This window comes from Streptomyces sp. NPDC054047 (genome assembly GCF_055585065.1).
Map to the genome: position 1 here is coordinate 140,326 of NZ_JBVJKV010000007.1, position 25,317 is coordinate 165,642.

A 25,317-nucleotide genomic window follows, 5' to 3' on the forward strand; every position below is an offset into this window, starting at 1 on the left:
GCTGGGACACTATCAGCCCCTCTTTCGGTTCCTCAGGAGGACCGGCAGGGCCCCGGCGGCGTTGGACGAGTAGGACGCCACCGGCTCGGGCTCGCCGACGAGTTCGACGTCGAACCGGCCGTGCAGGGACCGCAGAGCGGTCGTGCCCATCATCTTCGCCAGCGGAGCACCGATGCAGTAGTGGACGCCGTGGGAGAACCCGAGATGGGAGGCGGCGGCCTGGCGCAGGATGTCGAACTCCTCGGCGGTCGGGCCGAAATGGCGCGCGTCGCGGCCGGTGGCGGCGACATGGATCACCACGGCATCCCCGGCCTTGATCTCCGTGCCGGAGAGGGTCACGTCCTTGGCGGCGTAGTAGAACATCACCGTGCGGACCGGGCTGTCGCGGCGCAACGTCTCGTCCACCACGGCCGACCATGCGTCCGACTCGCGTGCCAGGGCGAGCTGTTGGGGATGGCCGGCCAGGTTCACCACCGCGTTCCCGATGAGGTTGGCGGTGGTCTCGTGCCCCGCGAAGAGGAACAGGAGCAGGGTCTCCATCAACTCCTTCTCGCTGAGGCTTCCTTGCCCGTCACCCTGGGCGGCGATCAGCGCCGAGGTCAGATCGTCGCCCGGCGCGGCGGTCTTCTCCGCGATCAGCTCACCGATCACGGAGACGAGGCCTGCCTTGGCCGCCGGCGCCTCCTGGGCGCGGCCCTCGTCGTGCAGCGCCGCGAAGTTGTCGGCGAGCTGCTCGCTCTTGTCCAGACCGAGCCCGAACAGACGGCAGATGATGGCCATGGGCAGCGGGAGGGCGAAGGCCTGCCGCAGGTCGACGGGGCCGGACGCGGCCGCCAGGCCGTCGATCAGACCCTGGACGATCTCCTCTACGCGCGGGCGCAGTGCCTCGATCCGGCGCGGCGTGAAGGCCTTGCCCACCAGTTTGCGCAGCCGGGTGTGGTCCGCGCCGTCCGCGTTCAGCATGCCCGCGAGGGTGATGAGCTCCAACAGGGGCCAGCTGTCGGGCACTTCACCGTCGGCGTACGCCCGCCAGTGCGCCGGGTTCTTGCGGAAGTCCGGGTGGGTGAGGACCTCGCGTGCGGTGGCGTGGTCCCCGGTGGCCCACACCTCCACGTCGCCGGTCAGCCGCACCCGTACGACGGCGCCCTGGTCCCGCAGGCCGCGTCCCTCGGCCACGACGAGGTCGCGCGGGTCGAGCAAGGTCACTTGAGGCGGCGTCAGGTCAAGCATGCTGAGGAACCTCCGAGGCCGAGACTGAGCGAGCGGTCGGGGTGAAGCGGACGGGCAGGGCCTCCAGGGCGCGCACGATGACCGACGGGCGCCACGTCAGGGCCGCGCCGTCGGCGAGGCGGACGTCGGGCAGCCGTTGCAGCAGGCAGTCGACCGCCGTCACCGCGATCGCCTCCGCCAGGTCGGGGAACGGGCACTCGTGTTCCCCCGCGCCGTAGGGGAGGTTGGCCTCGCTGTGGGCGGCCGTCGCGGCGCGCTCGGCGTCCGATCCCATGCACGGGTCCTGATTGACGGCGGCCAGGTCGAGTACGAGCATGTCGCCGGCCGCGATGTCCTGCTCTCCCAGGCGGGTGTCCCGCGTGGCCCAGCGGCCGATGACGCGCTGGAGGGGAGGCTGCTCCCACAGCGTGGCCCGCATGACGCCCTCGATGTCGGCGAGGCCGTGGTTCATGTCGTTGCGCAGCTGCGCGCTGTTGACCTGCCGCTCGAGACCGTTCGAGATCCAGTTGCCCATGGCGCCCATGGCGGAGGCCAGCGTGAGCCACACCTGTTCGCGGATCTCGTCGTTGCTGCGGGCGATCTCCGCCGCGCTCCGGGCGGTGTCCTCTTCGATGAGCCAGGCGATCGCGTCGGCGCCGAGCTCGCGCCGCCGGTGGGCGATGTGGCTCTCGATGACGTCCATGATCTGCTGGTTGGCCCGCTGCGCCGCGTCCCCGCCGTCGAGCAGTGCGGGCAGGGCCGTCACCAGCCGCAGCGCCGAGCGCTCCGAGAAGCCGAAGATCCGCATCAGGACCATGAGGGGCAGCTGCGCGGCGTAGTGGGCGACGAGGTCCGCGCCGCCGGTCTCACAGAACTCGTCGATCAGGCGGTTCGCACGGTCGCGGGTGTAGCGGCGCACGGTCCCCGGCCGGGTGCGGCCCAGGCTGCGGGTGAGGGCCCCGCGCAGCCGCGTGTGTTCCTCGCCCGTGGCGAACAGGGCGTTGGGGCGCTCCTGCGTGTGCAGCGCCAGCGACCAGTCGGCGGGTATCGGGCCGCGCGGCCGCCAGTGCCGCGGACTGCGGCTGTAGAGCACCCCCTCGCGCATCACCCGCTTCGTCGCGTCGAAGCCGATGACCAGCCAGCCGAACACGCCGTCCAGGGCGACGGGAACGACGGGGCCGTGCTCGGCCCGCATCTGGCGGTACAACTCCCTCGGGTCCGGGTGCGCGTCGATCTCCGCCAGCGGAAGTGCCGCGTCGTGGGCGGGGCACCCGGCGGGAGGTAAGAGCGTGCTGGCACCAGCGGGAAAATCAGGATATGAAGTCATGACACCGATCCCGTCGTCAACAAGTGGGGAATTTCGCAGCTCACGGCTGGCATGAACGGCCCGAACACGGCCCTGATCTGGCCTGTGATCTTCCTTTACCCCGCAGCGGGGTGTCAACGATTGGGGAAGCTCGCCGGTGAGGATGGTGGCGTCAGTGGCTATCCTCGAACGACCATCGTGTCCCGTGGCCCTTGGAGACCTACAGGTGAACGCAGACGCCGACCCCAGAGGAGGCGACATCGACCGCCTGCTGGCCGGTACCCGCCCGGACGCCCGTCGGGAAGACCCGGACGTCCATCGGGAGGATGCGCCCCGGGAGTACCTCCTGAGGTTCGCCATCGACCGCTTCCTGGTCGACGTCGACGCCTATGCCGCCCGGTTGGGGAAGACCCGCGGGGACCTGCTGCCTCCCCCGCACGTCTCCTACATGACGGGCATCGCCGCCGAGCGCGCCCAGGCCCTGCTCGACGGAGCGCCTCTCACCGACGAGGAACCGGCTCAGGCCAAGGAGCGGGAAGGCTTCCGCCTGGCGCTGCTCCTGCCGCGCCTGACCTTCCTCAGGGCCACCCGACTCAACCCGGCGACCCAGAAGCCGTACAAGGACGCCGACATCGCCGCCCGGACCGGCATCACGCGACAGACCGTCTGGAACATCTTCAACGGCGAGCGCAAACCGCGGCACGACATGGTCGGCACCCTGGAGACCTTCTTCCACGCTCCCCTCGGCTTCTGCTTCCGCAGCGAGGGCGAGGCGCTCACCGAGCACTTGAGGCGCATGGTCAACGAGGATCTGCCCAAGCTGGCAACGAAGGTGGCCCTCAAGCGACTTGGGGCCGACAGCCTCGCCCTGCGCAGCAACGGCGAGGTCGACGTGTTGCGGGACATCCTCCCCGCGCTCGACACGCTCGCACTCCAGGAGCGCGCGCGGCGGGCGACGCCGGAGACGCGGGACGAGTAGGCGTTCCGGCGGCCTCACGCGTCGGGCCGCGCCACCGGTGCCCCAATTGTTGACAGTCTGACGGGCATACACAAAGATCTACGTGACCCCAGGCTCGGTCGACATGCCGGGCTCGGGCCCCCTTGACCTTGCCCAGGCAGCCCGAGGAGCACCTCCGTCATGGCACTCCAGCCGGCCGAGCCCGCCGCTCCCCAGGCCGCCCAGCCTTCCGACCGCGTGGCCGTGGTCGTGGCTCCCTACGGCGACGACGGCGCGTACGCCGGCGAGTTCACCGCGCGCGGATGGCCCTGCGTCGCGATCGAGCTGGCCCCGGACGCTCTCCCGCCGGAGGTCGCGGGTTCCACGCTCAGCGGGGAGTACCGCCACCGGATCGTGCACACCGGCTCCCTGCGCGAGACCGTCAAGTTATTGGCGCCGCACCAGGTGGGTGCCGTGGTCGCCGGGAGCTCCCTGGGCGTCGACCTCGCCGACCAGTTGGCCGAGCGGCTGCGGCGCACGGGCAACGACCCCTCCAGCTCGCTGCTGCGCCACGACATCGGGCTCCAGGCCGAGACGCTTGAGGCCGCGGGCGTGGCTGCCCCGCGCGGCATCCGCACGGCGAGCCTGGCCGCCGCGCTCGACTGGGCCGCCTTCCACGACCTTCCGGAGTACGTCGTCGCCGCGGCCGATACGGCGCTCGACGCCCCCGTCTGGCGCTGCCGGTCGGGTTACGACCTCGCCGTGGCCTGGCGCGCGATGCGCCGGACCACCCACCAGCAGGGCCTCGACCCCCACTTGGTCCTCCAGGAACATCTCTCCGGCACCGTCTACGACCTCGACACCGTCAGCGGGCGCGGTCCGCACGACGTGGTGGAGCACCGCGTCACCCGCATCTGGGCCGAGACCCGAACGCCCGCCGGACTGCACGACCGGTCCGACCTGGTCGATCCGCGTGGTCTCGTACCCCGGCTCCTGACCCTCTACATGCTGCGGGTCCTGGACATCCTCGGGGTGACCACCGGGGTACTCCGCAGCCGACTCGTCGTCGTGGACGGACAGAGCCCGGTCCTGGTGCGCGCCGAGCCCGGGCCGCCGACCGGCGCCGCCGACCCCGTCCTGCGCGAAGTGACCGGAAGCAACCTCGTGCAGGACGCGGTACGGGCCGCGCTCCCCGAGTCGCCCCACGCCCCGACAGGCCCCCTGCCCCGGCCGCACGTCGCACGCGTCTCCCTGATCGCTCCGCGGGACGGAGCGCTCGACGAGGAGCTGCTGCGCGCGATCACCACACTGCCGACCGTCCGGCAGACGGTGGGCGACCTGCGCCCCGGCGCCCGCGTGCGGCGCACAGTGGGCCGGACCAGCTCCCCGGGCGAACTGATCCTGGCCGCCGGCAGCCGCAGCGAGGTGGACAGGGACCACCGGGCCATCAGGACAGCGGAGCGCCATGGCCTCTACGGGCCAGGCGCCTGAACCGCATGCCCACGGTCTCTACAGGACGCGCCTGAACCGGATCAAGTGCGGAGTGCCCGACGCACGATGCGCAGCCCGACCGCGTCCTGCTGCTCCACGTCGCTGTCCGTCGCGAGATGGAGAGGGACGAAGAGGACCGTCCAGTAGAAGCCGAACAGCCAGCGGCCGATGAGCCGGAAGAGCCCGGGGCGTCGGCCGTCGCAGGCGCGGACCACGCGCAGCCCCGTGATCGCCTTGCCGAGGCTGGTCCGGGTCGCCAGGGTGAGCAGGACGTGGTTGACGAAGGAGACACCGACGGCCACGCCGAGCGCCAGCCCCCACACCGTGGGGGACTGCGGCCGGAGTTCGACCACTCCGTCACTCACCTTCACCCCGACCGCGGCGCCGGCCGCGAGCCCGCAGACCAGAGCGGCGAGCGCGTCGACGACCGCCGCGGTGACCCGGCGCACCTGAGTGGGGGCGACGTCACGGGCGGGGGCACACTGCTGGTTGACCACGGCTGCACGTTACTGGCCGGGGCCGGTCGACCGCCCAGGGGGTGGGCCCATCGGCGGTCACCGGGACGGGCCCGAGGGGGCGAACGCCGTGCGGCGAACGCCCCGTTGAACGGACCCGGTCCGGTGAGCTGGCTGTACGCGGCTCGGTGCGGTCAGTCGTGCAGGGCCACCAGGACGACGGCGGCCGCGACCGCGCCGAGTGCCAGTGCGGCGATGCCGTGCGTGAGCCGGTGGGTGCGCGGGACGGGCAGGAAGTGGTCGACGGCGTACCTGCCCGGGCCCGCCAGGGCCAGGCTCACGGCGGCTGTGAGCAGGACCAGGTCGTACTCGAAGCCGGCCGGGTTGAAGAAGCCGTTGCCCCACTTCATGGCGATGGTGTTGAGCATGATCCCGAGGATGCCCGCACCGGCGAGCGGGGTGAGCAGGCCGATGGCGAGGCCGAGGCCGCAGAACGTCTCGGTCAGACCGGCCACCGTGGCCATGGTCTTCGGGGCGGAGTAGCCGTCGCTCGCGAAGAACCCGGCGGTGCCGTCGAGGCCGCCGCCGTTGAACCAGCCGAAGAGCTTCTGGCTGCCGTGCACGGCCATGGTCAGACCGACCGCGCAGCGCAGCAGCAGGAGCCCGATGTCGGTGCCGGACCGCGAGGAGGCGAGCGAGGAGCCGGTGCCGCCCGGAGCGGCGGGGTGCGTGCTGGTGGAAGTGGAAAAGGGCATGCGGATCTCTCCTGTTGATCGGTGAGGGTGACGCGGTGATGCCGACCGGTCCCGTCGGCGGGTGCGGGTGGAGAGATCCCGTCTACGTTCTGATGACCTGGGTTCTGTAGAGGTCGACGGACGTCGCGTCCGGGGGAGACGTTCCGAGCAGCGCGGGGGCGTCGTCCCGCGGCACGTACGACGCGGGTGCGGCCTCGAACGTGGGCGAGCTGGTCCGCTCGGGAGCGGGCAACGCCCCACGCGGTGTCCTGTTCTCGCCCTCGTGGCAGCCGCGGCCGCCGTCGCGGCCTCGGTCACGGCTGTCGGCGTACGGGCCGAAAACCGCTGCGGCGGTGGCCGCGGCGCGGTCATCGGTCACCGACGCGGCGGCGGTGCCCGACGGCCCGTCGACTCCGAGCAGGGGGACGAGGAAGAGGAAGGCCATGACGAGCAGGGCGGTGTAGGCGGCGTTGCTCTGGTGTGCCGCTCCGCCCTGGGGTCGTATCTCCCGTGTGGCCATGTCCGACTGATGGTAAGCCAGGGGCGAGGGTGTGCGCAGGAGGGGAACGAGGCAACTGACGCGACGCCTGCCGGGCGTCCGCGCTCGCCGTCACGGACGCCGTCGCGCGGTGCCGAACCGGCCGGTGCACATCAAGGCCCGGATGTCAGGGAGTTGGCGCAGGGTACTCAGGAAGGTCGAGGTTGGTTCCGGGTGCGGGCGGAGTCGGCGTAAATCCCTGGTGCGTGCGCAATGCTGGTCGCATGCTGTTGCCGTCGCGTGAGAAGACCGAGCTGATCGAGGTCGTCCGCCTCGCCGACCCCGTGGTGAACACCGCGTCCGCCGACCTGATAGGCGAAGACGTCGCGCTGTGGGCGGCCGACGAGGCACGCGAGGCACTGGCTCTGATGGCCGGGATTCCCGACGACGAACTGCACCGCTGCTTCTTGCCGGGCTGGGGGATCAGGGCCCACAGCTCCACGGGACTGCTGTTCCGCATGGCCTTCTGCTACCGCTGCCACGGCGTCCGCCTGTGGGGACCGAGCGTCCCGCCGGAGCAGGAGGGACTCCAGGGCTTCGCCTCGGAGAGCCCCGCCGCCCTCGATCTGCTCCGGCGCTTTCGGGCGGGCTGAGCGCTCGTCCGCCGACGACGGCGACGGTTCTACCGCCGAGGACACGTGATGTCGTGGGCGGGCAGATCTCCGGTGCGCAGATAGGAGTTGACCGCGCGGTCGGCGCAGGGGACGGGGCGGTGGCCCTCGAGGGCGCGGCCGTAGACGCCGTGGGAGCGGATGTCCGCGGTGACCAGACGTGAGCCGGTGAGCTTGCGGTGCAGGGCCAGGGCTCCGGCGTAGGGCACGTTGTTGTCGTGGCGGGCCTGGAGCATCAGGACGGGTACGTCGTTGGCGATCACCGTGCCCGGTTCGCGGGGCTCGGTGGCCCAGAACGCACACGGGGCGATCATGCCGTTGACGTACGGCCCGAACACCGGCTGGTCGGCACGGCTGCGCACACTGTTCTTCCAGTACGTCTCCGGGTCCTTCGGCCAGCCGCCCGCGGGCCAGCCGCCGTCGCCGCACATGAAGATCGCCCCGCCCACCATGCTGTCCGCCAGATCGGGCGAAGCCAGCAGCTCCAGCATGGCGGCGAGCTCGGGGCCCGGTTCGACCGGCCTGCCCGCGGCGGCGTCGACCAGGTCCCGCACGATCGAGGCCAGCGCCGGATCGTTCTCCTCGTGCTGAACGGGTTGCTTCAACAGCAGCCGCAGGACAGGGGCGTTGAGGCGCTGCCCGCCGACGCCGATCGGCCGGCGCTCGGCCTGCGCGAGCAACCGCTCGACGCGGATGCGTACGTCGGAGGCCGTGCGGCCGAGGCGGTAGGTGGCGTGGTGCCGGGCGGCCCATGCGGCCCATGCGTCCAGTGCCGCCTCGGCCGGTTCGCCGGAGCTCTGGAACAGTTCGTACTGCGTGGACGCCGGGTCCGTCGAGGAGTCGATGACCATGCGGTCGGTGCGCCGGGGGAACATCTGGGTGTAGACGGCGCCCAGGTCGGCGCCGTAGGAGATGCCGTAGTACGACAGCTTCCGCTCGCCGAGGGCCGCCCGGATCACGTCCATGTCCCGGGCCACGTTGCGGGAGGACGCGTGCGGCAGCAGCTCCGCGTTGTCCCCGTACTCCTGGCAGCGCCGTGCCGTGCTCCGCGCGTCCCGCACCGATGCGTCGAAGTCCGCACGGGGTGATGTCGAAGGCGCGGGCGGGGTCGGCGGCCCGGCCGGCGCGCAAGCGATCGGGGAACTCTCGCCGAGGAACCGCGGATCGAAGCCGATGAGGTCATACCGGTCGGCCGCCTGCTTCAACGCGGGCCGCAGAGCGAGGGTGTTGGCCAGGCCGCTGCCGCCCGGACCGCCGGGGTTGGACAGCAGGATGCCGCGCCGATGGGAGGCGGAGGTGGCCTTGACGCGCGAGACCGCGATCTGGAGGGTGCGGCCGCCGGGAGCGTCGTAGTCGAGGGGAACCGTCACCTTCGCGCACCGCGCCCCCGCGGCGTTCAGCTCCGTCTGCGCCTTCGAGCAGGGACCCCAGGTGAGCCGCTGCTGCTCGTAGGCCGCCAACGGCCGAGCGGCGCCGAGGGGGTCCTTGGCGGCAGTGGCCGTCGCAGGCACGGCTCCGGCGAGCAGTCCGGCCAGGCTCAGGCCGATCGCGAGTGAGGGGGTGAGGCCGCGCATCATGCTCCTTGGGTTCGACTGGCTCGAGAAGCCGACGCTAGGAGCACGGGCGGCGGCAGACCATCAGGTCACCTGGCCGATGCCTACGGGTGCTGTCCCCCGCCCCGTCCATGGCGTCCCATCCTCGACGCGTCGCGGCCCCGCGCGCCGGGCCGCGAGGCCAACCGTCTCGCGGCCGGCGCCGCGTGAACTGACGTGCGGGGGCGCTCCGCGGTCACGTCAGGAACGTACAAGACCGGCGGCGTCCGGGCACGGCAGGCTCAGGGTGTCCGCCGACCATGAAGGACCACGAAGAAGGAATACCCCATGTCCCAGAAGTCCGTTCCGGTCAACATCGCCGACAAGCTCGCGGGGTTCAGCGAGCTGTGGTCGCAGAAGACCGTGGCCGTCCTCAACGACTACGAGGTCAAGCTGGCCAAACTGCAAGGGGAGTTCGTCTGGCACAGCCACGAGGACACCGATGAACTGTTCCTGGTGATCAGCGGGCGCCTGACCATCCAGCTCCGGGACGGCGATGTGGTCCTGGGTCCGGGGGAGTTGTTCGTCGTGCCCCGCGGCGTCGAGCACTGTCCCGTGGCGGACGAGGAAACCGCCATCCTGCTCTTCGAGCCCGCGGGCACGATGAACACCGGCGACGCCGGAGGGCCGATGACCAAGGCGGCCGAGCTCGCCCCCTAAAGACTGGCTGAACTCCCTTCCAGGACGGGGTAGTCCACGTACCCCTCCCCGCCGCCCCCGTACATGCCGCTCTCGCGCTGCGGGTTGAGCGGGGCGTCGGCGGCGATGCGTCGGGGCAGGTCCGGGTTGGCCAGGAAGAGCCGGCCGAACGAGTAGACGTCGGCGAGGCCTGTGCGCAGCGCCCGCTCGGCCTGTTCCCGGCTGCCGGGCTCGGGGCCGTCGTAGGTGGCCACCAAGGTGCCGTGCCAGCGGGGGCGCAGGTCTTCCAGGGCGGCGTACTTTCCGGACTGCACCACGTGCAGGTACGCCAGGCCCTTGCCGCCCAGTGCACCGAGCAGCCGGTGGTAGCGAGGGCCCGGGTCGGTCTCGACGGTGTCGAGGAGCGGGTTGCCGGGGGAGACGCGCAGGGCGGTGCGGTCCGCTCCGATCGCTGCGGCGACCGCTTCGACCACCTCGACGACGAAGCGGACGCGGTCGGCGTATCCGTCGGTGCGCAGGTTGGCGTTGTCGGAGAGGAACTGGGCCAGGAGGTAGCCGTAGGCGCCGCTGATCTCGACCCCGTCGAAACCGGCGTCGATCGCGTTGCGGGCGGCCGCGGCATGGGCCTCGACGGTCTCGGCGACCTCGGCCGTGGACAGGGCGCGCGGGAGGACGTAGTCCTTCGGACCGGATGCGGTGTAGATCTGGCCGTGGCCGGGTGAGACGGCCACGGCGGAGGGGGCGACCGGCTGCTCGCCGCCGAGGATGTCGGGGTGGCTGACGCGCCCCACGTGCCACAGCTGGGCGAAGACGCGGCCGCCGGCGGCGTGCACGGCCCCCGTCACCTGCCGCCAGCCCTCGACGTGGGCCTGCTCGGTCAGGCCGGGGACACCGGGGCCGCCCTTGCCGATGCGGTGCGGCCAGATGCCCTCGCTGACGATGAGGCCGGCGGTGGCGCGCTGGGCGTAGTACTCGGCCATGAGCGGGGTGGGGACCCCGGTGGCGTCGTCGGCGCGGGCGCGGGTCATCGCGGCCATGGCCGTCCGGTTGGGCAGGTGGAGGGCGGGCCCGCGGTACGGATCGAGCAGGGGCGAGTTCACGGTTCTCCTTCTGGACGGCAGCTGTGTTCATGGCTGCGCGCATGACTGTTTGCATGCACCTACAAAGAATGTAGGTGCATGCAAATACTAGTCAGGCTGCCGGTGATCTGTCAGCAGGGGAGGGAGTGTGGCGGGAGGGGCTCGGGTCAGGTCAGGCGGAGGCGCGCAGGCTGCTGGTCAGCGTGGCCAGGGCGGGGTCGGTGGCGGAGGCCGCCTCGTCCAGGGCCTCGCTCAAGGCGGCCTCGTAGATCGGCTGCGTCTGGGCCTGGCGCTCCCGTCCGGACTTGGTGATCCCCAGGAAGACGCCGCGGCGGTCGCCGGGGCAGTGGCAGCGTTCGGCGAGCTCGGCCCGTTCGAGCCGGCCGGCGAGGCGGGACGCCGAGCTCTGGTCCAGGCCGACCGCGTCGGCGAGCTCCTGCATCCGCAGCTCGCCCTCGGGGGCCGCGGTCAGGAGGCTGAGGGTGCGGTACTCCCGCAGGCTCAGCGCGCAGCGACGGTGCAGGACCTCGGTCAGGTGCTGCTCGACGCGGCCGTGCAGGGTCACCAGGTGGGACCAGCGTTCAGAGTCGCTGTGGGCCATGTCTCAACTCCGCGTCTCGGTTCGACGGATCCATGATAGATGCACGTACAGCCCTTGCTCGTGCATGAATGTAGGGCGACGCGGAACCAGGAGCGCGCCGCTGGTCGGCGGCTACTCACCCGCATACGAGCGGCGGCTACTCACCCGCATATGAGTAGCCCCCGACCAGCCGCTGAGTAGCGGCCCCCACGCAGGGGCCGCCGCCCGCCCTTAGCCTCCGACCATGATCCCCACGCGGCAGACCACGACACCGGTGCCCCAGGTGATGACGCCCCAGCCCTGGAGGAGGCGCCCGGGCACGGCGTCGCTGGTCCTCGGGGCCGTCGCCGTCGCACTGTTCGGATGCCCCTGGCTGCCGTCGTCCGTCTCGCCCTGGATCCGCTTCTTCCCCGTGTACGCCATCGTTCCCGCGGGGGTCTGCGCGATCGTCTCCGGCGTCGGTGTCCTGCGCGACATGCGGGGCGACGAGACGGCCGATCGCCGCCCGGCGTGGGCCGGGGTCACGCTCGGCGCGGTGGCCGTCCTGGTGCCGGCGGTGTTGGTCGTGTGGGCGTGGTCGGTCCTGTAGGTCGTTCTTGCCAAGGGTGACGAGCGCCACCTGCCCGGCCATGGGCAGGCCATCGCTTTGTATCCTCGGCAGGCAGTGCCGATGCCCCCGTCGCCGGCCGAGGCAGCTCACAGGCCCCGGCAGCGCCGACAACGTAAGGACACACCATGACCACCGAGCTGAGCCCCGACTCCTCGACCGGGCTCCTTGAGCGGGCCCGCCAGGACTACCAGGACCTCGCAGGGCGCGGGCTCTCGCTCGACCTCACGCGCGGCAAGCCGTCGCCGGAGCAGCTCGACCTCTCCGAGGACCTGCTGAGCCTGCCGGGCGGGCGGCACACCTCCGCCGACGGCACGGACGTACGCAACTACGGCGGCCTGCAGGGTCTGGTGGAGCTCCGGGAGATCTTCGCGGACGTGCTCCAGGTGCCTGCCGGGCAGCTCCTCGCGCTCGGCAACTCCAGCCTCGAGCTGATGCACGACTGCCTGGTGCACGCGCTGCTGAGCGTGGTGCCGGGTGCCGAGTCGCGCTGGGTGGACCAGGAGCGGATCGCGTTCCTGTGCCCCGTCCCCGGATACGACCGGCATTTCGGGCTCTGTGAGCGCTTCGGGATCGACATGATCCCGGTGCCGATGACCGCCGACGGCCCGGACATGGACGTCGTGGAGCGGCTCATCGCCGAGGACCCGACGGTCAAGGGCATCTGGTGCGTCCCGAAGTACAGCAACCCCGACGGCGTCTCCTACAGCGATGAGACCGTCGCCCGCCTCGCCTCGATGCAGGCCGCCGCGCCCGACTTCCGGATCTTCTGGGACAACGCGTACGCCGCCCACCACCTCACCGACGAGCCCGTCGAGATCGCCGACCTGCTGACCGCCTGCGCGGACGCCGGGAACGCGGACCGCGTCTTCGTCTTCGGCTCCACCTCGAAGATCACCGCGGCGGGCGCGGGCGTCGCCTTCTTCGGCTCGTCGCCCGCGAACCTGAAGTGGCTGCTCGCCAAGAACGCCAAGCGGTCGATCGGCCCGGACAAGATCAACCAGCTGCGGCACGTGATGTTCCTGCGGGACGCCGACGGGGTGCGCGCCCACATGGAGCGCCAGCGTGCCCTGCTGCAGCCGAAGTTCGAGGCGGTGGCCCGGATTCTGGAGGCGGAGCTCGGCGGCACCGGCCTCGCCCGCTGGACCGACCCCAAGGGCGGCTACTTCGTCACCCTCGAACTGACCGACGGCGGCGCCAAGGAGGTCGTGCGCCGTGCCGCCGAGGCGGGCATCGTCCTGACCCCGGCAGGCGCCACTCACCCGCACGGTGACGACCCGCGCGACGCCACCATCCGCATCGCGCCCAGCTACCCGAGCCTGGCCGAGCTGGAGCAGGCCATCGCGGGACTCGCCGCGTGCGTACGGCTCGTGGGGTACGAGCAGCGGGTCGGCTAGGTCGTCCGACGTCGGGGCGACCGGGGATGACTCCCCGGTCGCCCCGACGGACTGCGGGCGGACGGAAGCAGGGGCTGGAAGTCGAACTGGCCGTCCGCGGCGGCGACCGACGCCACCCCCCATTTCCGCCTATGCCGCGCATCAGAGCAACTGACCGACCTCTGCCACACGTTCACGCTCCCGCGCTTCCGCGCAGGTGACGGCCTTCCCGCTCCGGCTTGTAAACTGCGCGCGCTCGGAAGCGTCGCAGGAGGCAAGGGGGAGCCGTGGCACACGGGGGATATCAGGGCTGGGGACCAGGCAACGGCTCACCGCAGGGAGGCGGCCCACAGCCGTACGGCCCGCCGCAGCCAGGCCCGTACCCGCCTCCGGCCCCCCAGCCGTATCCGTACCCGCATCCGCCGCAGCCCGTCCGGCGGCGGCGTTCCCTCGTCGCGTTCCTCTTCGTCTCGCCGCTCATCCCGCTGATCCGCTCCGCCCGCCGCCGCGCCGAGGCGATCTTCAACCAGCCCGGCGCCGGCCGCGTCGCGGACCCCCTCGTGACGAAGGTGCAGCTGGGGCGCGCGATGGCCGGAGCGATCGCCACGCTCCTCCTGATCTACACCTACGGTGCGGAGGACGGCTGGAGCGGAGTCGCCAACGACGGAGTGGTGAAGCTGATCCTCGCCCCGCTGCTGCTCATCTTCACCGGGCCACTGGTCGTCCTCGGCTTCATCCGCTACGCGCCCGCCGAGCAGCGGCGCGTACTGCGCTCCCGGCTGCGCGCGCCGCTCAAGGCCGTGGGCTGGTACGTCGGCATCCTGGTGGGCGTGGGACTCGTACTCGCAGGCAGTGCCGTGCTCCTGAAGCAGAACTACGGCACGCTCGCCAACGGCCTGATGGCGCTCGCGCTGCTCATCGGCCTCCTCTGGCTGCTGCCTTTCCTTCTCTTCGCCTCCGCCTACGCGGCCCGCTACGCGTTCAACACGTCCAACGTGCACGCCGCGCTCCCGGCCGCGCTCACCGTCGTACTCGTCTGGGAACTGTTGCTGTGCAGCGTCGCGCTGGAAGGCGGTCTGCCGTACGGCCCGCCGGCCGCGCAGTGGTGCGCGGTGCTCGGCGGCCCGGTGTCCGTAACGGCGGTGGCCCTGTGGGAACTTCACCGCATGCGCACCCGCCACGGCGTCCGCATCCGCAACTGAACCAACGGCGGACGGCGGGCGGCGAACCCGAGGCTTGCCCTCCGCTGCTCAGACCCGTCAGCGGAGCTGACGCGGGGGCGGCTCCGGCGACCGGTCGCTGCGCTCGACGGCGCCGGGCCGCAGCCGCAGCTCCTGCACTTGGTAGCAGTCCGCATAGAGGGTGGCGATGACCGCGCCGCATGTGCACACCAGATTGGGACCGTACTCGCCGTCCATCCCGCAGCAGAACCCGCGACGCAGGGTGATGTCGGGGTGTTCTTCCAGCCCGAGACCGTCACTGGAGTTGAGGACGACGGTGCCGCTCGGTCCTGACTCCACCAGCAGGCCGAGCGACTCATCCATGACGTACGGCGGGCCGGACGGATCGGGGTCGACCGCGAAGGTTCCCGGCGCCATCCGCACGACGGGTCGAGCGACGTGACCACCGGCGTCCGCGGCTGAAGCCTCCGGCCGGTACCACTCCGCGTCCACATCCGGGTTCGGCAGGGCCCGCTCACTGACCGCACCCGTCACCGCACGGCGGCAGCCACGGCACCGGAAGACGGTCATCAGGGCATCTCATCTCTCGCGCGGCCTCGGCCTATGCGCTCTTCCACGACCGCCTCAAAACCCTGCGCGCCGGCGCACGCGAGCGAACTAGGGCCTGGCCGGGGAGTTCTGGGTCGTGTCGGGCCGTGCCTCGGGCGTCGTGAGGATCATCTCGTGCTCGATCTTGGAGGGGTCGCCCTTCATGGGGGCGGTTACGCCGGAGCGCACGAATCCGTAGCGTCGGTAGAAGCTCTGCGCCCGCGCGTTGTCCTCGTGCACGTACAGGCGCACCCGCGCCACGTCCGTCACCGACCACGCCCATCCGACGGCCGCCTGGAAGAGCGCGTCGATCACACCGCTTCCTCGGTACTCGGGGCGTACGAAGACACCGACCACGTGGGCCTGGCGCTGCTCGATCGGTCCGCCGAACACGTCGTCGCTGCCCGGCTCTTCGATCAGCACGGTCACCGAGCCGGTCCAGGTCCCGTCCCGGTCCTCGGCCACGAACTGGCGTACCCGATCTCCGTCGGCCGCCCCCTTGGCCCGGCCTTGCCAGAAGGAGTCCGGCTCCGCGGCGGCCTTCTCGTACGTCTCGAGAAACGCGATCGAAGCTGAGGGGTCCTGCAGTGCCGAGAGCCGCAGCTCCTTCACCTTGGGCCACTCGTCGGCACGTATCGGACGGACGGCGGCGCGGGAATCCTGGTTCATGAAGCGGCACCTTACGGGACCGTCGTTCCGGGGCACTACGGCATTTCCCCAGGTCCCGGCTCTGCCGCCACGATCCCCAGGAGCCCGGGGAACCGCCGCTCCAGATCTGCCCGGCGCAGGGTGGCCATCCGGCTGTTGCCGCGGGCGACCTGCTGGATCAGTCCGGCCTCGCGCAGCGCGCGGAAGTGGTGCGTGACGGTCGCCTTGGAGACCGGCAGCTCGAACGAGCTGCACGTGCGCGCGGTGCCGTCGGGTGCGGTCGCCAGCTCGCGCACCACGCGGCGGCGCAGCGGATCCGCCAGTGCGGCGAGCACCGGTCCGAGCCGCATCTCTTCGACGGTCGGGTGTCCTTCGTCGTCGGGCATTCCGGACGCCTCCCTTCAGGTATGACTTGCATCGTACCTCCGGGCTCGCTAGCGTCCCGCATATAGGTACGAGATTCGTCGTACCTAGTGACCGGGGTGCCGCCCCGGTCGAGACATCCGTCTGAGGAGAGAGCCTTCATGGATCAGCCGTTCACGCTCGTCGGCACCGCCCGCCCCAAGCCCGAACGCGCCGCCGAACTGAAAAAGCTCCTGCTGTCGTTCGTCGAGCCGACGCGGCGGGAGTCCGGCTGCCTGGAGTACCACTTTCACGAAGACCGGGACGAGCCCGGCGTCTTCGTCTTCTACGAGGCCTGGCGCTCCCAGGCCGACCTCGACGCCCACCTGGCCCTCCCGCACATGCGGGCCTTCTGGGAGCGGCGGATGGACTACCTGGAGTCCGACCTCGATATTCGGTTCCTGACCATGCACAGCCCCTATCGGTTCCGGTCGGCCGTCGGCGCCTGAGTGCGGGCCGGGGCCTGGCGGTGTGCGCCGTCGGTGCGGGCCTCCAGTGCGCGCAGTACGGCCACCATGTCCTCGCCGCCGTGGCCCCGCGTCACCGTCTCGTCGAAGAGGGTGTGGCAGATGTCGAGGAGCGGGGACGCGAGCCCCGCCTTGCGGGCGGCTTCCGCGATCAACTGGTTGTTCTTCAGTACGTCCTTGGCCGCCGCCTGGACGGCGAAGTCGCGGGCGAGCAGCTTCGGCGCCTTGACGCGGGATACGGAGCTGGCCATCGGCCCCGCGTCCAGGACGTCGAGGAACCGGCTTCGGTCGAGCCCGTGCCGGTCGGCGAAATGGAAGGCCTCGGTCAGGCCGGTGACCAGCGTGATCAGGAACAGGTTCACCGAGAGCTTCATCAGCAGGGCGTCGGGGACGGGGCCGCAGTCGAACGTCTCCCGGCACATGGGGGAGAGCAGGGGCCGCGCGGCCTCCACGGCATCCGCGTCACCGGCCAGCATCGCCACCAACTGCCCCTGCTCCGCCGGGACTCGGGAGCCGGACACGGGTGCCTCGGCGTAGCGCCCGCCCGCGGCCCGGATGTCGTCCTGAAGGCCGGCCGAGTACTCCGGTGAGGTCGTGCCCATGTGGACGACGACGTGTCCGGCGACGCGCCCCGCGAAGTCCGGGGTCCCGCGCCCCAGGACCGTGTCGACGGCGGTCTCGTCGGCCAGCATGAGGATCACGACGTCGGCCCGCTCGAAGACCTCCGCGGGGCTCGCCGCGACGTCGGCTCCTGCGGCGCGCAGGGGTTCGCAGCGGGCCGGGGTGCGGTTCCAGACGAGGAGGGGTGTCCCGCCGCGGGCCAGGTTGAGCGCCATGGGTTGGCCCATGACGCCGAGGCCGACGAAGCCTGTGTGCATCGCGCACCGCCCTTTTCCGGCCCGCGCGGAGGTGCCCGCTTGTCTCCGCCGAGGTCGCCGTCGTCGCTGACTATGACGGCGGTCATAGTAGTGCACTCTATGACCGCCGTCATAGAGTGAGTGTCAGTGCTTGCTGGAAGCCTGACGGGACGCTGGAGGACGGACATGGCGGCATCCGGGCGAGGGCCGCGCGAGCGCATGGTCTTCAGCGGGGCCCAGCTCATCCGGCGCGACGGCGTCGCCGCCACCGGTATGCGTGACGTCGCCGCCCACGCGCAGGCGCCGCGCGGCTCGCTCCAGCACCACTTCCCCGGCGGCAAGGAGGAGTTGGTCAACGAGGCCGTGGGCTGGGCGGGCCGCTACGCGAGCAGGCGTGTCGGTCGCATCGTCGCCGCCCTGCCCGAGCCGACGCCCGGCGGGCTGTTCGCCGAGATGGTGCGCCAGTGGACCGACGAGTATCGGGCCGCCGGGTTCGCGGGCGGCTGCCCCGTCGCCGCCGCCACGGTGGACTGCGCGGAGTCCACCGTCTCCACACGAGAAGCCGCGTCCGCCGCTTTCACCACCTGGAGCGGCTCGGTGGCCCGAGCCCTGGCGGACATGGGCGTCCCGGAGGCACGGGCCGAAGCGCTCGCCACGCTCATGATCAGCGCCCTGGAGGGAGCGATCCTGATGGCCCGCGCCGAGCGGGACGTCCGGCCCCTGACGGCCGTGGCCCAGGAGCTCGGCCCCCTGCTCGACGCCGCGGTGCGCGCGGCCGACTGACCGCCCCCGGCGGGCCGAACCGAGGCCGCCGTCATCCTGACGGGGCGTCGCTCGGTGCGCCGTCCGGGACGGGCGAAGACACGGGTGGCCAGATGGGGCGATGGGACGGCGGCAGGGCCAGCAGGGCCTGACCCACGGTGAGGTAGCGGGGGAAGATCTCCGTGCTGCCGGTCAGGGTCAGGAGTTCGACGAGATGGCGGCCGGCCCCCGCCAGCAGGAGCTGACCCTCGCGGCGCCGCAGCAACCACCGCACCCCGAGCAGGCAGTTGAGCCCACGGGAATCGCAGAACACCAGCGCCGTCACATCGAGCACGAGATGTCGGTGACCCGCCATGACGGAAGCGCCCAGCATGCGCAGAAAGAACTTCTCGCCCGCCCGGTCGAGTTCACCGCTCACACGCAGTACGGCACACTCCTCGCACCGCGTGAGCTCGTGGATGATGAGGCGATGGGTCGGCGTCGACATCGCGCCTCCATGTGGTCGTCGTACGGAAGCCCGTGGGCAAGTCGGAGCACGCATTGCCCGGCTCCCGGGTCCCCCGTCCATCTCTCCCTACGCCTCTGTGCCCCCATCGCGGAGAGGGACATAGCGCTGCAGCGTGATCCCGCTGCGGAAGGCCTTCGATTCGACGAGCCGCAGTCGCGGAATGGCGTAGCCCTGGGGGAAGGGGCAGCGGCCGCGGCCCTGGACCACGGGGTAGACGAAGAAGCGGTACTCGTCCACCAGTCCCGCCGCGATCAGCGTGTGCGCCAACGTGATGCTCCCGGTGAGCACGATGTCCTTGCCGCTCCGCGCCTTGAGCGCGGACACCTCCTCGATGGCGTCGCCCGCGAGCACGGTCGAGTTGGCCCACCGCGGGTCCGTCAGGGTGGTGGACACCACGTACTTGTGCACCTTGTTGAGGTAGTCGGTGATGCCGGTGGTGTCGTCGGTCTGCTGCGGCCAGTAGCCGCGAAAGTCCTCGAAGGTCTGCCGGCCGAGCAGCAGGGCATCGGCCCGGCTGTCCTGCCGGTGGTTCTCCTCCAGGAGGTCGGCCATGTCCACGTCGCCCTGGCCCTGCGGATCGAACCAGTCGGTGAGCATCTCGATGGAACCGTCGACGGTGATGTTCTCGGTGATCGCGAGCGTGCGCATGCCGTGCCTCCGATGAGTGGGCGTCCCACCCTTGGTGACCGAGGTGCGCGTCGAGAATCATCGGTGGCTGTCGTCGGCGTGCCGCGGGCGGCCTCCGTCGGGTCGGCTACGGGCCCGAAGCGGTCGACCAGGCCCGGATGGTAAGATCATTGGCGTTCGTGTGTGATCCCGTGTCGAGGATGTAGGGAGTTGGGGCTGATGACCGCGCTCAAGGCCACTGCCATGCGCACCGCCCGGACCACCCTCACGTCCCGGGTCGTGGCCTGACCTCAGCCGGATCGCCCTCGCTGGGAGCGTGAGCTCGCGGGGCACCGTCCACACGAACCCACCATGAAACGGATCTCCGTCCATCATGAGCGACACCAAGAGCAACGCCATGAGCAACACCTGGATGACGCGCGCCGAGACCGGCGCCGACATCCCCGCCATCCGTGACATCGTCGTCGCCGCGTTCGACACGCCCTCGGAGGCCGACCTCGTCGACGCCCTGCGCGCCGACACCGCGTGGATCGACGGGCTGTCCGTCGTCACCACCGACCAGGACGGCAAGCTCGTCGGCCACGCGCTGCTGACCCGCTGCCACATCGGGGACACCCCGGCGCTGTGCCTGGCCCCCGTCGCCGTACTGCCCGCGTACCAGAAGACCGGTGTGGGCTCCGCGGCCATCCGGGCCGCGCTGGACGCCGCCAAGGACAGGGGCGAGCGCTTCGTCACCGTCCTCGGGCACCCGGCGTACTACCCGCGATTCGGCTTCACCCGGGCCTCGACGTACGGCATCGGCATCAGCATCGACGTCCCGGACGAGGCCATGATGGCCCTCGCCCTCGACGCCGGTCATCCGCTGCCCAGCGGCATGGTGCGCTACGCCGCGCCGTTCGGGATCTAAGGCCGCGGACCGCCGTGCCGGGGCCGCCACGGCCCCGGCACGGCCCGCGAAAAAGTCCGTTGCGGCCGGACTCCAGGCACCGGAGAGTGGGTTCATGACCACCCACGCCACTCTCCCGCCGGGCCTGACCGTGCGCCCTGCGACGTTCGACGACGCGGCGGCGGTGTGCGCGCTGCTCAACGAGATCGACCTGTTGGAGATCGGTCGCGCCGACACCGAACTCTCCGAGATCCAGGCCGACTTGAAACATCCTGAAGTGGACCTGGAGCACGACTCCTGGCTGCTGTTCGAGGACGGGCGGTTGATCGCGTACGGCCTGGTGTGGGACGAGTCAGGCGGTGAGCGGATCGACATGGAGTACTACGCGCTGCCCGATCGGCCCCAGGCCTCGCAGTATCTGTTCGACCTGTCGGAGGCGCGCACCGCGGAGCGGGCCGCCGCCAACGGGGCGGACCGGGCGGTGGTGCACCTGCACCTGAACATCGCCCCCACCGTGGACCTGCGCGCGCTGCGCGGACGGGGCTGGACGCCGGTCCGCCGCTACAACTCGATGGCCCGTGACCTGTCCGCCGACGCGGACCGGCTGCCGGAGCCGCCGGCCGGTGTGACGCTGCGTCCCTGTCTGGCCGAGTCGGACCGCCGTCGCGCCCACGCCCTGTTGCAGGACAGCTTCGTCGACCACTTCGACTTCCACCCGCGGACGTACGAGCAGTGGCTGGACGACCTCGACGCCGAGCGTGTCGACTGGTCGCTGATGTGGATCGCCCAGGTCGAGGGTCTGGGGGACGTGGCGGTGCTGCACACCCAGAACGACCGCACCTCGATGGCCTGGATCGGACATCTCGGGGTGCTGCGCCAGGCCCGGAACAAGGGCCTGGGCAGCTACCTCCTGCGCCATGCCTTCGGTCACTACGCGGCGCTGGGCCGCGACCGGATCGGCCTCGGCGTGGACACCGACAACAGCACCGGCGCCCTCGCCCTGTACGAACGCCATGGCCTGTCCCTGGACTTCGCCGTCGACACCTGGGAGTTGACCCGCCCCGTCGCGCGCTGACGGAGCGCCGTCAGACGGCCGCCGGGAACGCGAACCGTACGTCGGTGAGGCGCTCCGACAGCTCCCACAGGCGGCGGCCCGTCGCGGGGTCCGCCGCCGAGGGGGCCGGCTGTACGCGCGTGGGCGCGCCGCGCAGCTCGGCCAGGCCGCCCGGACCGATGAACTGGCCGCTCTCCACCGTCGGATCGGTCGCCGCGTACAGCTGGGGCAGCGCGCCTTCGGCGGGGCGCTGGGCGAACAGCGGGTTGCCGATGCGGCCGAACAGCACCTGATACAGGCCGATCGGGGCGCTCGTCTGGAGGTTGGTGGCGGTGTAGCCGGGGTGGGCCAGCACGCTGCGCACCGGGCTCGTGGACTCGCTCAGCCGGCGGTGGAGCTCCTGGCCGAAGACGGCGTTGGCGAGCTTGGACTGGTTGTAGAAGCCCATGGGCTTGTAGGCGCGCTCGCCGGTCAGGTCGTCGAAGCGGATGCGCCCCTGCCGGTGGTTGATCGAACTCACCGTCACCACCCGGGGGTTGCTCCCTGCCGCCAGCAGATCGAGCAGCAGGCCGGTGAGCGCGAAGTGGCCGAGGTGGTTGCAGGCGAACTGGAGCTCGTGGCCCTGCGCGCTGAGCGTGCGCGGCGGTGCCATCACGCCCGCGTTGTTGATGAGCACGTCGAGGCGTGGACGGTCGGCGTGCAGTCGATCGGCGAAGTCGCGGACCGAGTCGAGGTCGGCCAGGTCGAGACGGCGCACTTCCAGGCTCGCGTCCGGGTGGTGGGCGGTGATCTCCGCGACCGCCCGGTGGCCCCTCTCCTCGTCGCGCACCGCGAGGATCACGTGCCCGCCCCGCCGGGCGAGGGCCCGGGTGGTCGCCAGACCGAGGCCGCTGTTGGCTCCGGTGACGACGAACACCCGGTCGGTCTGGTCCGGTATCTGCTCGGCTGTCCAGCGCTGTTGCTGCGTCATGCGGCACATGTTGTCGTTCGTGGCACTCAGTGTCAAGAGGGTCCTGAGTGCCATCAAGGGCATCGCGTGTACCATGGGCCGGGTGAGTTCCCACCCCGCAGTGAGCATGGCCGAGCGCAAACGGCAGCTCGTCTCGAACGAGTTGACCGAAGCGGCGCTGCAACTCCTGGCCCGGAAGGGGTTCGACGCGGTCACCATCGACGAGATCGTGACCTCCGCCGGGGTCTCCCGGCGGACGTTCTTCCGGTACTTCGCGTCCAAGGAGGACGTGGTCGTCCAGTTCCTGGCCGACATGGGCGTCGGCATCCATACGGAGCTGGCCGCTCGCCCCGCCGACGAGTCGCCCTCCGTGGCGCTGCGGCACGCCGTATGGGTTCCCCTGGCCGCCTGCGGCGACCACTCCGAGCGGGTGCTGCCCGTGGTGCGGCTGATTCTGCGCACCCCGGCCCTGCGCGCACGCTTCCTGGAGCGCCAGGCCCAGTGGAGCGACGACCTGACGGGGGAGGTGGCACGGCGCCTGGGGCGCGACGCGGGCGTGGACCTCTACCCGCGGCTGGCCGCCGGGATGGCGTTGGCCGCCTTCGATTCCGTGCTGCAGCGGTGGAGCGACAGCGACGGCGCCGAGGACCCCGCCGAGCTGGCCGACCGGGCCTTCGCGGTCATCGCCCCGGCGCTCGACGCCGACGGATCGTAGGCCCCGGGGGGACGGTGCCGGAGGGGCGGTGGCCTGCGAGGCGCCCGCGGACTGGCATCATCGAGGGATGTCTGACTTGATCATCGCCGCCTGTGACGGAGCCGCGAAGAAGAACCCCGGGCCTGCCGCCTGGGCCTGGGTGGTCGCCGATTCCGACGAGCGCCCGCAGCGGTGGGAGGCGGGACCGCTGGGCCACGCCACGAACAACGTGGCCGAACTGACCGCGCTGGCCGAGCTGTTGGAGTCCACCGACCCGGCGGTGCCGCTGGAGGTCCGCATGGACAGCCAGTACGCGATGAACGCGGTCACCAAGTGGATCGCGTCCTGGAAGCGCAACGGATGGATGACCGCTTCGAAGAAGCCGGTCGCCAACAAGGAACTCGTCGTACGCATCGACGCGCTCCTGCAAGGCCGTCCGGTGACCTTCCGGCACGTCGCCGCCCACCAGGTGGACGGCGATCACCTCAACGCGATCGCCGATGTCGCGGCCAGTGACGCCGCGACGACGCAGGAGCCCGCCGGAACCGTCCACGGGGCGTCCGTGATCCCCGAGCCGCGGCCCGAGCGCATGACGTCCTCTCCCGCCGCCAAGTCGCGCAAGACCCCCGCGGCGCGGACGGGCAAGAGCACTTCGGGCGCCGTCATCAAGGCCAAGTTCCCCGGCCGCTGCCACTGCCAGAAGCCCTACGCGGCCGGAGAGAAGATCGCGAAGAACCCGCACGGCTGGGGTCACGTGGAGTGCCGCGAGGCCTGAGACCCCGCCCGGCTGTCGGGTCGGCGGCCGGTCAGGAGGGATCGTCGGGTACGGCGTCCAGGAGGCTGCGGACGACGGGACCGGCGGAGGCGCCACCGGTGACGCCCTTCTCGACGACGCAGGCCACGGCGACATTGCCGCGGTGGGCGACGAACCAGCCGTTGTTGGGGGCGTCCTCGGAGACCTCGGCGGTGCCGGTCTTCGCCCCGACCTCGCCGGGCAGATCGGACAGGACCGTGGCCGTGCCCTCGGTGACCGTGGCGCGCATCAACTCGCGCAGCTGCTCGACGACTTCGCCCGGCAGCGGCGTGGTGGTGGTCGAGTCCTCGGCGGCGCCGGTGAGGGTGGGCTGGTGGAAGGTGCCGGACACCGCCGTCGCCGTGACGGACGCCATGATCAGCGGGTTGGCCTGCACCCGGCCCTGCCCGATCATCGAGGCGGCCTTCTCGGTCTGGTCGCGGGGGACCGGAACCGACCCGTCGTACGAGGGAATGCCGACGTTCCACTTCTGGCCGACCCCGAAGTACTTGCCGGCGACGTCACCCAGTTCCCGGTCGTCGACCTTGTCGCGCAGGCTGATGAACGCGGTGTTGCACGAGGCGGTGAAGTCCTTGCGGAAGGTGGCACCCCGGTACTCGGAGGTCTCGACGTTCTGGAACCGCTTGCCGACGGTGAGGTACTGGGGGCAGTCCACGACGTCACCGGGTGCGACCGCGTCCTTGAGCAGCAGCGCGCTGGTGGTGACGATCTTCCAGGTGGAGCCTGGCGCGTAGGTGCCCGAGACGGCGCGGTTGAACCCGGAGGAGGGGGAGTTGGCCACCGCCAGGATCTCCCCGTCGTCGATCCGCAGGGCCACGAGCGCGGCGTCCTTGCCGTCGGCCTCGGCGGCAAGGGCCTTCTCCGCGGCGGACTGCCAGGTGGCGTCGAGGGTGGTGGCCACGGGCCGGTCGGCGGGACGGTCGGACTTCTTGCCGAAGGAGGCCTCCGTGCCCTTGATGTCACCGGTGGCCCGGTCGACGCGCCGGACCGCGCCGCGCGGACCGGCGCCGCTGCCCCCGGCGATCTGAGGGAGGAGCGGGCCGAGGGAGGGGTGCTTCTCGGCCGACAGGTCGCTCCCGTCGCGGTCCGTGATCGTGGGCCCGGCCGAGTCCTCCCGCTCCAGACGGAACTTCTCCGTGCTGCTCAGCTTCGGGTGCACCAGGGACAGCGCCCAGTCCACCTTCCAGGCACCGTCGTCCTGCTTGCGCAGCGGCACGGCGGAGCCGTACGTCCAGGTGCCCAGATCGGTCACCGGCATCTTGGCGGTGAAGGCCACCGTCACGGTGCCGTCCTCACCGGCCTTCGTCGCCCCCGGCGTCAGGGTCGGCTTACGGATGTCGAGCCCGGCGGTGAAGCTGTTCAGAACACGCTCCGCCTGCTCGGGACTTGAGGTCAGCGCCGCCGCCTGCGCCATGCGGCCCGCCTCCCAGTCGGCCAGGAAGGCGCGCGCCTGCTTCGCCGCCTCCGGGTCGGGTGTCGAGGGCCCGGGGTCGAAGGGGCCCAGCTCCGCGGCGTAGCCGATGCCCGCGGCGAGCGCGAGCGTCAGCCCCGCCGCGATCACCACGCGGGGTCCCTTCCTGGCGGGTCTGTGGCCGGGTCTGGTCAGCGGTGCGACATCCGTCATCAAGGGCTCCTTGGGCTGGCTTCTCGCTGCGGGCAGCGGGAGCGTTCGGGAAAGGGGTGCGATGGGCGCGGCGAGGACCGCTGCGGCTCTGCGCGGCCGGTT

The 25,317-nt window shown here is 71.4% G+C and carries 29 protein-coding genes; 13 read left to right on the plus strand and 16 right to left on the minus strand.

Going from position 1 to position 25,317, the window contains the following annotated elements; translation table 11 throughout:
- Positions 1-12: 12 nt before the first annotated feature.
- Together ACZ6ZP_RS25145 and ACZ6ZP_RS25150 are read right to left on the minus strand one after the other, a co-directional pair.
- Positions 13-1,230, minus strand: a complete 1,218-nt coding sequence (locus ACZ6ZP_RS25145) for a cytochrome P450 family protein (RefSeq protein WP_469408474.1) — start codon at positions 1,228-1,230, stop codon at positions 13-15.
- Positions 1,223-2,536, minus strand: a complete 1,314-nt coding sequence (locus tag ACZ6ZP_RS25150) for a cytochrome P450 family protein (protein ID WP_469408475.1) — start codon at positions 2,534-2,536, stop codon at positions 1,223-1,225. The genes ACZ6ZP_RS25145 and ACZ6ZP_RS25150 overlap by 8 nt, the downstream gene beginning before the upstream one ends.
- A 205-nt stretch (positions 2,537-2,741) precedes the next feature.
- Here ACZ6ZP_RS25150 and ACZ6ZP_RS25155 point away from each other — a divergent pair, with 205 nt between their 5' ends.
- Complete coding sequence (locus ACZ6ZP_RS25155; RefSeq protein WP_383825937.1) at positions 2,742-3,494, plus strand: hypothetical protein; 753 nt, start codon at positions 2,742-2,744, stop codon at positions 3,492-3,494.
- A gap of 159 nt (positions 3,495-3,653) precedes the next feature.
- Positions 3,654-4,943 (plus strand): hypothetical protein, encoded by a 1,290-nt coding sequence (locus ACZ6ZP_RS25160; protein WP_469408477.1) that lies wholly within the window; start codon positions 3,654-3,656, stop codon positions 4,941-4,943.
- 41 nt (positions 4,944-4,984) lie between these two features.
- On the opposite strand, the gene ACZ6ZP_RS25165 is transcribed toward ACZ6ZP_RS25160, so the two are convergent.
- The 3 genes from ACZ6ZP_RS25165 to ACZ6ZP_RS25175 all read right to left on the minus strand — a co-directional run bounded on the left by ACZ6ZP_RS25165 (position 4,985) and on the right by ACZ6ZP_RS25175 (position 6,652).
- Positions 4,985-5,440: an RDD family protein gene (locus tag ACZ6ZP_RS25165; RefSeq protein WP_361467518.1), complete on the minus strand. Its 456-nt coding sequence runs from the start codon at positions 5,438-5,440 to the stop codon at positions 4,985-4,987.
- Between the two features lie 152 nt (positions 5,441-5,592).
- The gene (locus ACZ6ZP_RS25170; protein WP_351169316.1) at positions 5,593-6,153 is read right to left on the minus strand and encodes a DoxX family protein; all 561 of its coding nucleotides are present in this window, start codon (positions 6,151-6,153) and stop codon (positions 5,593-5,595) included.
- Positions 6,154-6,235: 82 nt separating this feature from the next.
- Positions 6,236-6,652 (minus strand): hypothetical protein, encoded by a 417-nt coding sequence (locus tag ACZ6ZP_RS25175; protein WP_469408479.1) that lies wholly within the window; start codon positions 6,650-6,652, stop codon positions 6,236-6,238.
- A gap of 242 nt (positions 6,653-6,894) precedes the next feature.
- On the opposite strand from ACZ6ZP_RS25175, the gene ACZ6ZP_RS25180 reads away from it, so the two are divergent.
- Positions 6,895-7,263: a hypothetical protein gene (locus tag ACZ6ZP_RS25180; RefSeq protein ID WP_351169310.1), complete on the plus strand. Its 369-nt coding sequence runs from the start codon at positions 6,895-6,897 to the stop codon at positions 7,261-7,263.
- 29 nt (positions 7,264-7,292) lie between these two features.
- Here the strand turns inward: ACZ6ZP_RS25180 and ACZ6ZP_RS25185 are convergent, their stop codons facing one another.
- Positions 7,293-8,855, minus strand: coding sequence for an alpha/beta hydrolase (locus ACZ6ZP_RS25185; RefSeq protein WP_469408481.1), 1,563 nt, complete (start codon positions 8,853-8,855; stop codon positions 7,293-7,295).
- Between the two features lie 306 nt (positions 8,856-9,161).
- Between ACZ6ZP_RS25185 and ACZ6ZP_RS25190 the strand changes: the two genes are divergently transcribed.
- Complete coding sequence (locus ACZ6ZP_RS25190) at positions 9,162-9,533, plus strand: cupin domain-containing protein (RefSeq protein ID WP_366463545.1); 372 nt, start codon at positions 9,162-9,164, stop codon at positions 9,531-9,533.
- On the opposite strand, the gene ACZ6ZP_RS25195 is transcribed toward ACZ6ZP_RS25190, so the two are convergent.
- Complete coding sequence (locus tag ACZ6ZP_RS25195; RefSeq protein WP_351169304.1) at positions 9,530-10,612, minus strand: oxidoreductase; 1,083 nt, start codon at positions 10,610-10,612, stop codon at positions 9,530-9,532. The genes ACZ6ZP_RS25190 and ACZ6ZP_RS25195 overlap by 4 nt on opposite strands.
- 151 nt (positions 10,613-10,763) lie before the next feature.
- Positions 10,764-11,192 carry a MarR family winged helix-turn-helix transcriptional regulator gene (locus ACZ6ZP_RS25200; protein WP_351169301.1) on the minus strand — a complete coding sequence of 143 codons (429 nt, stop codon included), beginning with the start codon at positions 11,190-11,192 and terminating at the stop codon, positions 10,764-10,766.
- Between the two features lie 223 nt (positions 11,193-11,415).
- Here ACZ6ZP_RS25200 and ACZ6ZP_RS25205 point away from each other — a divergent pair, with 223 nt between their 5' ends.
- From ACZ6ZP_RS25205 to ACZ6ZP_RS25215, 3 genes are all read left to right on the plus strand, one after another.
- Entirely contained in the window at positions 11,416-11,760 is a 345-nt protein-coding gene (locus tag ACZ6ZP_RS25205; RefSeq protein ID WP_351169298.1) for a hypothetical protein, read from the plus strand.
- Positions 11,761-11,906: 146 nt separating this feature from the next.
- Positions 11,907-13,175 (plus strand): aspartate aminotransferase type Ic, encoded by a 1,269-nt coding sequence (locus tag ACZ6ZP_RS25210; protein WP_399981780.1) that lies wholly within the window; start codon positions 11,907-11,909, stop codon positions 13,173-13,175.
- A gap of 266 nt (positions 13,176-13,441) precedes the next feature.
- Positions 13,442-14,356 (plus strand): hypothetical protein, encoded by a 915-nt coding sequence (locus ACZ6ZP_RS25215; protein ID WP_469408483.1) that lies wholly within the window; start codon positions 13,442-13,444, stop codon positions 14,354-14,356.
- Between the two features lie 57 nt (positions 14,357-14,413).
- On the opposite strand, the gene ACZ6ZP_RS25220 is transcribed toward ACZ6ZP_RS25215, so the two are convergent.
- From ACZ6ZP_RS25220 to ACZ6ZP_RS25230, 3 genes are all read right to left on the minus strand, one after another.
- The gene (locus tag ACZ6ZP_RS25220; RefSeq protein ID WP_469408484.1) at positions 14,414-14,905 is read right to left on the minus strand and encodes a hypothetical protein; all 492 of its coding nucleotides are present in this window, start codon (positions 14,903-14,905) and stop codon (positions 14,414-14,416) included.
- An 87-nt stretch (positions 14,906-14,992) separates the two neighbouring features.
- Complete coding sequence (locus ACZ6ZP_RS25225; protein ID WP_366465191.1) at positions 14,993-15,592, minus strand: GNAT family N-acetyltransferase; 600 nt, start codon at positions 15,590-15,592, stop codon at positions 14,993-14,995.
- A 35-nt stretch (positions 15,593-15,627) separates the two neighbouring features.
- Positions 15,628-15,957, minus strand: coding sequence for an ArsR/SmtB family transcription factor (locus ACZ6ZP_RS25230; protein ID WP_351169283.1), 330 nt, complete (start codon positions 15,955-15,957; stop codon positions 15,628-15,630).
- A 138-nt stretch (positions 15,958-16,095) separates the two neighbouring features.
- Here ACZ6ZP_RS25230 and ACZ6ZP_RS25235 point away from each other — a divergent pair, with 138 nt between their 5' ends.
- Complete coding sequence (locus ACZ6ZP_RS25235) at positions 16,096-16,422, plus strand: putative quinol monooxygenase (RefSeq protein ID WP_366465192.1); 327 nt, start codon at positions 16,096-16,098, stop codon at positions 16,420-16,422.
- On the opposite strand, the gene ACZ6ZP_RS25240 is transcribed toward ACZ6ZP_RS25235, so the two are convergent.
- Positions 16,392-17,414, minus strand: coding sequence for an NAD(P)-dependent oxidoreductase (locus ACZ6ZP_RS25240; RefSeq protein WP_383825912.1), 1,023 nt, complete (start codon positions 17,412-17,414; stop codon positions 16,392-16,394). The genes ACZ6ZP_RS25235 and ACZ6ZP_RS25240 overlap by 31 nt on opposite strands.
- Before the next feature lie 69 nt (positions 17,415-17,483).
- Between ACZ6ZP_RS25240 and ACZ6ZP_RS25245 the strand changes: the two genes are divergently transcribed.
- Positions 17,484-18,080, plus strand: a complete 597-nt coding sequence (locus tag ACZ6ZP_RS25245) for a TetR/AcrR family transcriptional regulator (RefSeq protein ID WP_351169274.1) — start codon at positions 17,484-17,486, stop codon at positions 18,078-18,080.
- Between the two features lie 31 nt (positions 18,081-18,111).
- Here the strand turns inward: ACZ6ZP_RS25245 and ACZ6ZP_RS25250 are convergent, their stop codons facing one another.
- Entirely contained in the window at positions 18,112-18,546 is a 435-nt protein-coding gene (locus tag ACZ6ZP_RS25250; RefSeq protein WP_351169271.1) for an STAS domain-containing protein, read from the minus strand.
- An 87-nt stretch (positions 18,547-18,633) separates the two neighbouring features.
- The gene (locus tag ACZ6ZP_RS25255) at positions 18,634-19,215 is read right to left on the minus strand and encodes a dihydrofolate reductase family protein (protein WP_469408487.1); all 582 of its coding nucleotides are present in this window, start codon (positions 19,213-19,215) and stop codon (positions 18,634-18,636) included.
- A 376-nt stretch (positions 19,216-19,591) separates the two neighbouring features.
- Between ACZ6ZP_RS25255 and ACZ6ZP_RS25260 the strand changes: the two genes are divergently transcribed.
- Positions 19,592-20,101: a GNAT family N-acetyltransferase gene (locus ACZ6ZP_RS25260; RefSeq protein WP_469408671.1), complete on the plus strand. Its 510-nt coding sequence runs from the start codon at positions 19,592-19,594 to the stop codon at positions 20,099-20,101.
- Positions 20,102-20,195: 94 nt separating this feature from the next.
- The gene (locus ACZ6ZP_RS25265; RefSeq protein ID WP_366464448.1) at positions 20,196-21,155 is read left to right on the plus strand and encodes a GNAT family N-acetyltransferase; all 960 of its coding nucleotides are present in this window, start codon (positions 20,196-20,198) and stop codon (positions 21,153-21,155) included.
- 10 nt (positions 21,156-21,165) lie between these two features.
- On the opposite strand, the gene ACZ6ZP_RS25270 is transcribed toward ACZ6ZP_RS25265, so the two are convergent.
- Positions 21,166-22,104 carry an oxidoreductase gene (locus ACZ6ZP_RS25270; protein WP_469408489.1) on the minus strand — a complete coding sequence of 313 codons (939 nt, stop codon included), beginning with the start codon at positions 22,102-22,104 and terminating at the stop codon, positions 21,166-21,168.
- Between the two features lie 73 nt (positions 22,105-22,177).
- On the opposite strand from ACZ6ZP_RS25270, the gene ACZ6ZP_RS25275 reads away from it, so the two are divergent.
- A complete protein-coding gene (locus ACZ6ZP_RS25275; protein WP_361467609.1) occupies positions 22,178-22,798 on the plus strand; it encodes an acyl-CoA-like ligand-binding transcription factor in 621 nt (206 codons plus the stop codon).
- Positions 22,799-22,865: 67 nt separating this feature from the next.
- Positions 22,866-23,552, plus strand: a complete 687-nt coding sequence (locus ACZ6ZP_RS25280; protein WP_351165730.1) for a ribonuclease H family protein — start codon at positions 22,866-22,868, stop codon at positions 23,550-23,552.
- A 31-nt stretch (positions 23,553-23,583) separates the two neighbouring features.
- On the opposite strand, the gene ACZ6ZP_RS25285 is transcribed toward ACZ6ZP_RS25280, so the two are convergent.
- Complete coding sequence (locus tag ACZ6ZP_RS25285; RefSeq protein ID WP_383821691.1) at positions 23,584-25,215, minus strand: penicillin-binding transpeptidase domain-containing protein; 1,632 nt, start codon at positions 25,213-25,215, stop codon at positions 23,584-23,586.
- Positions 25,216-25,317 lie beyond the last annotated feature (102 nt).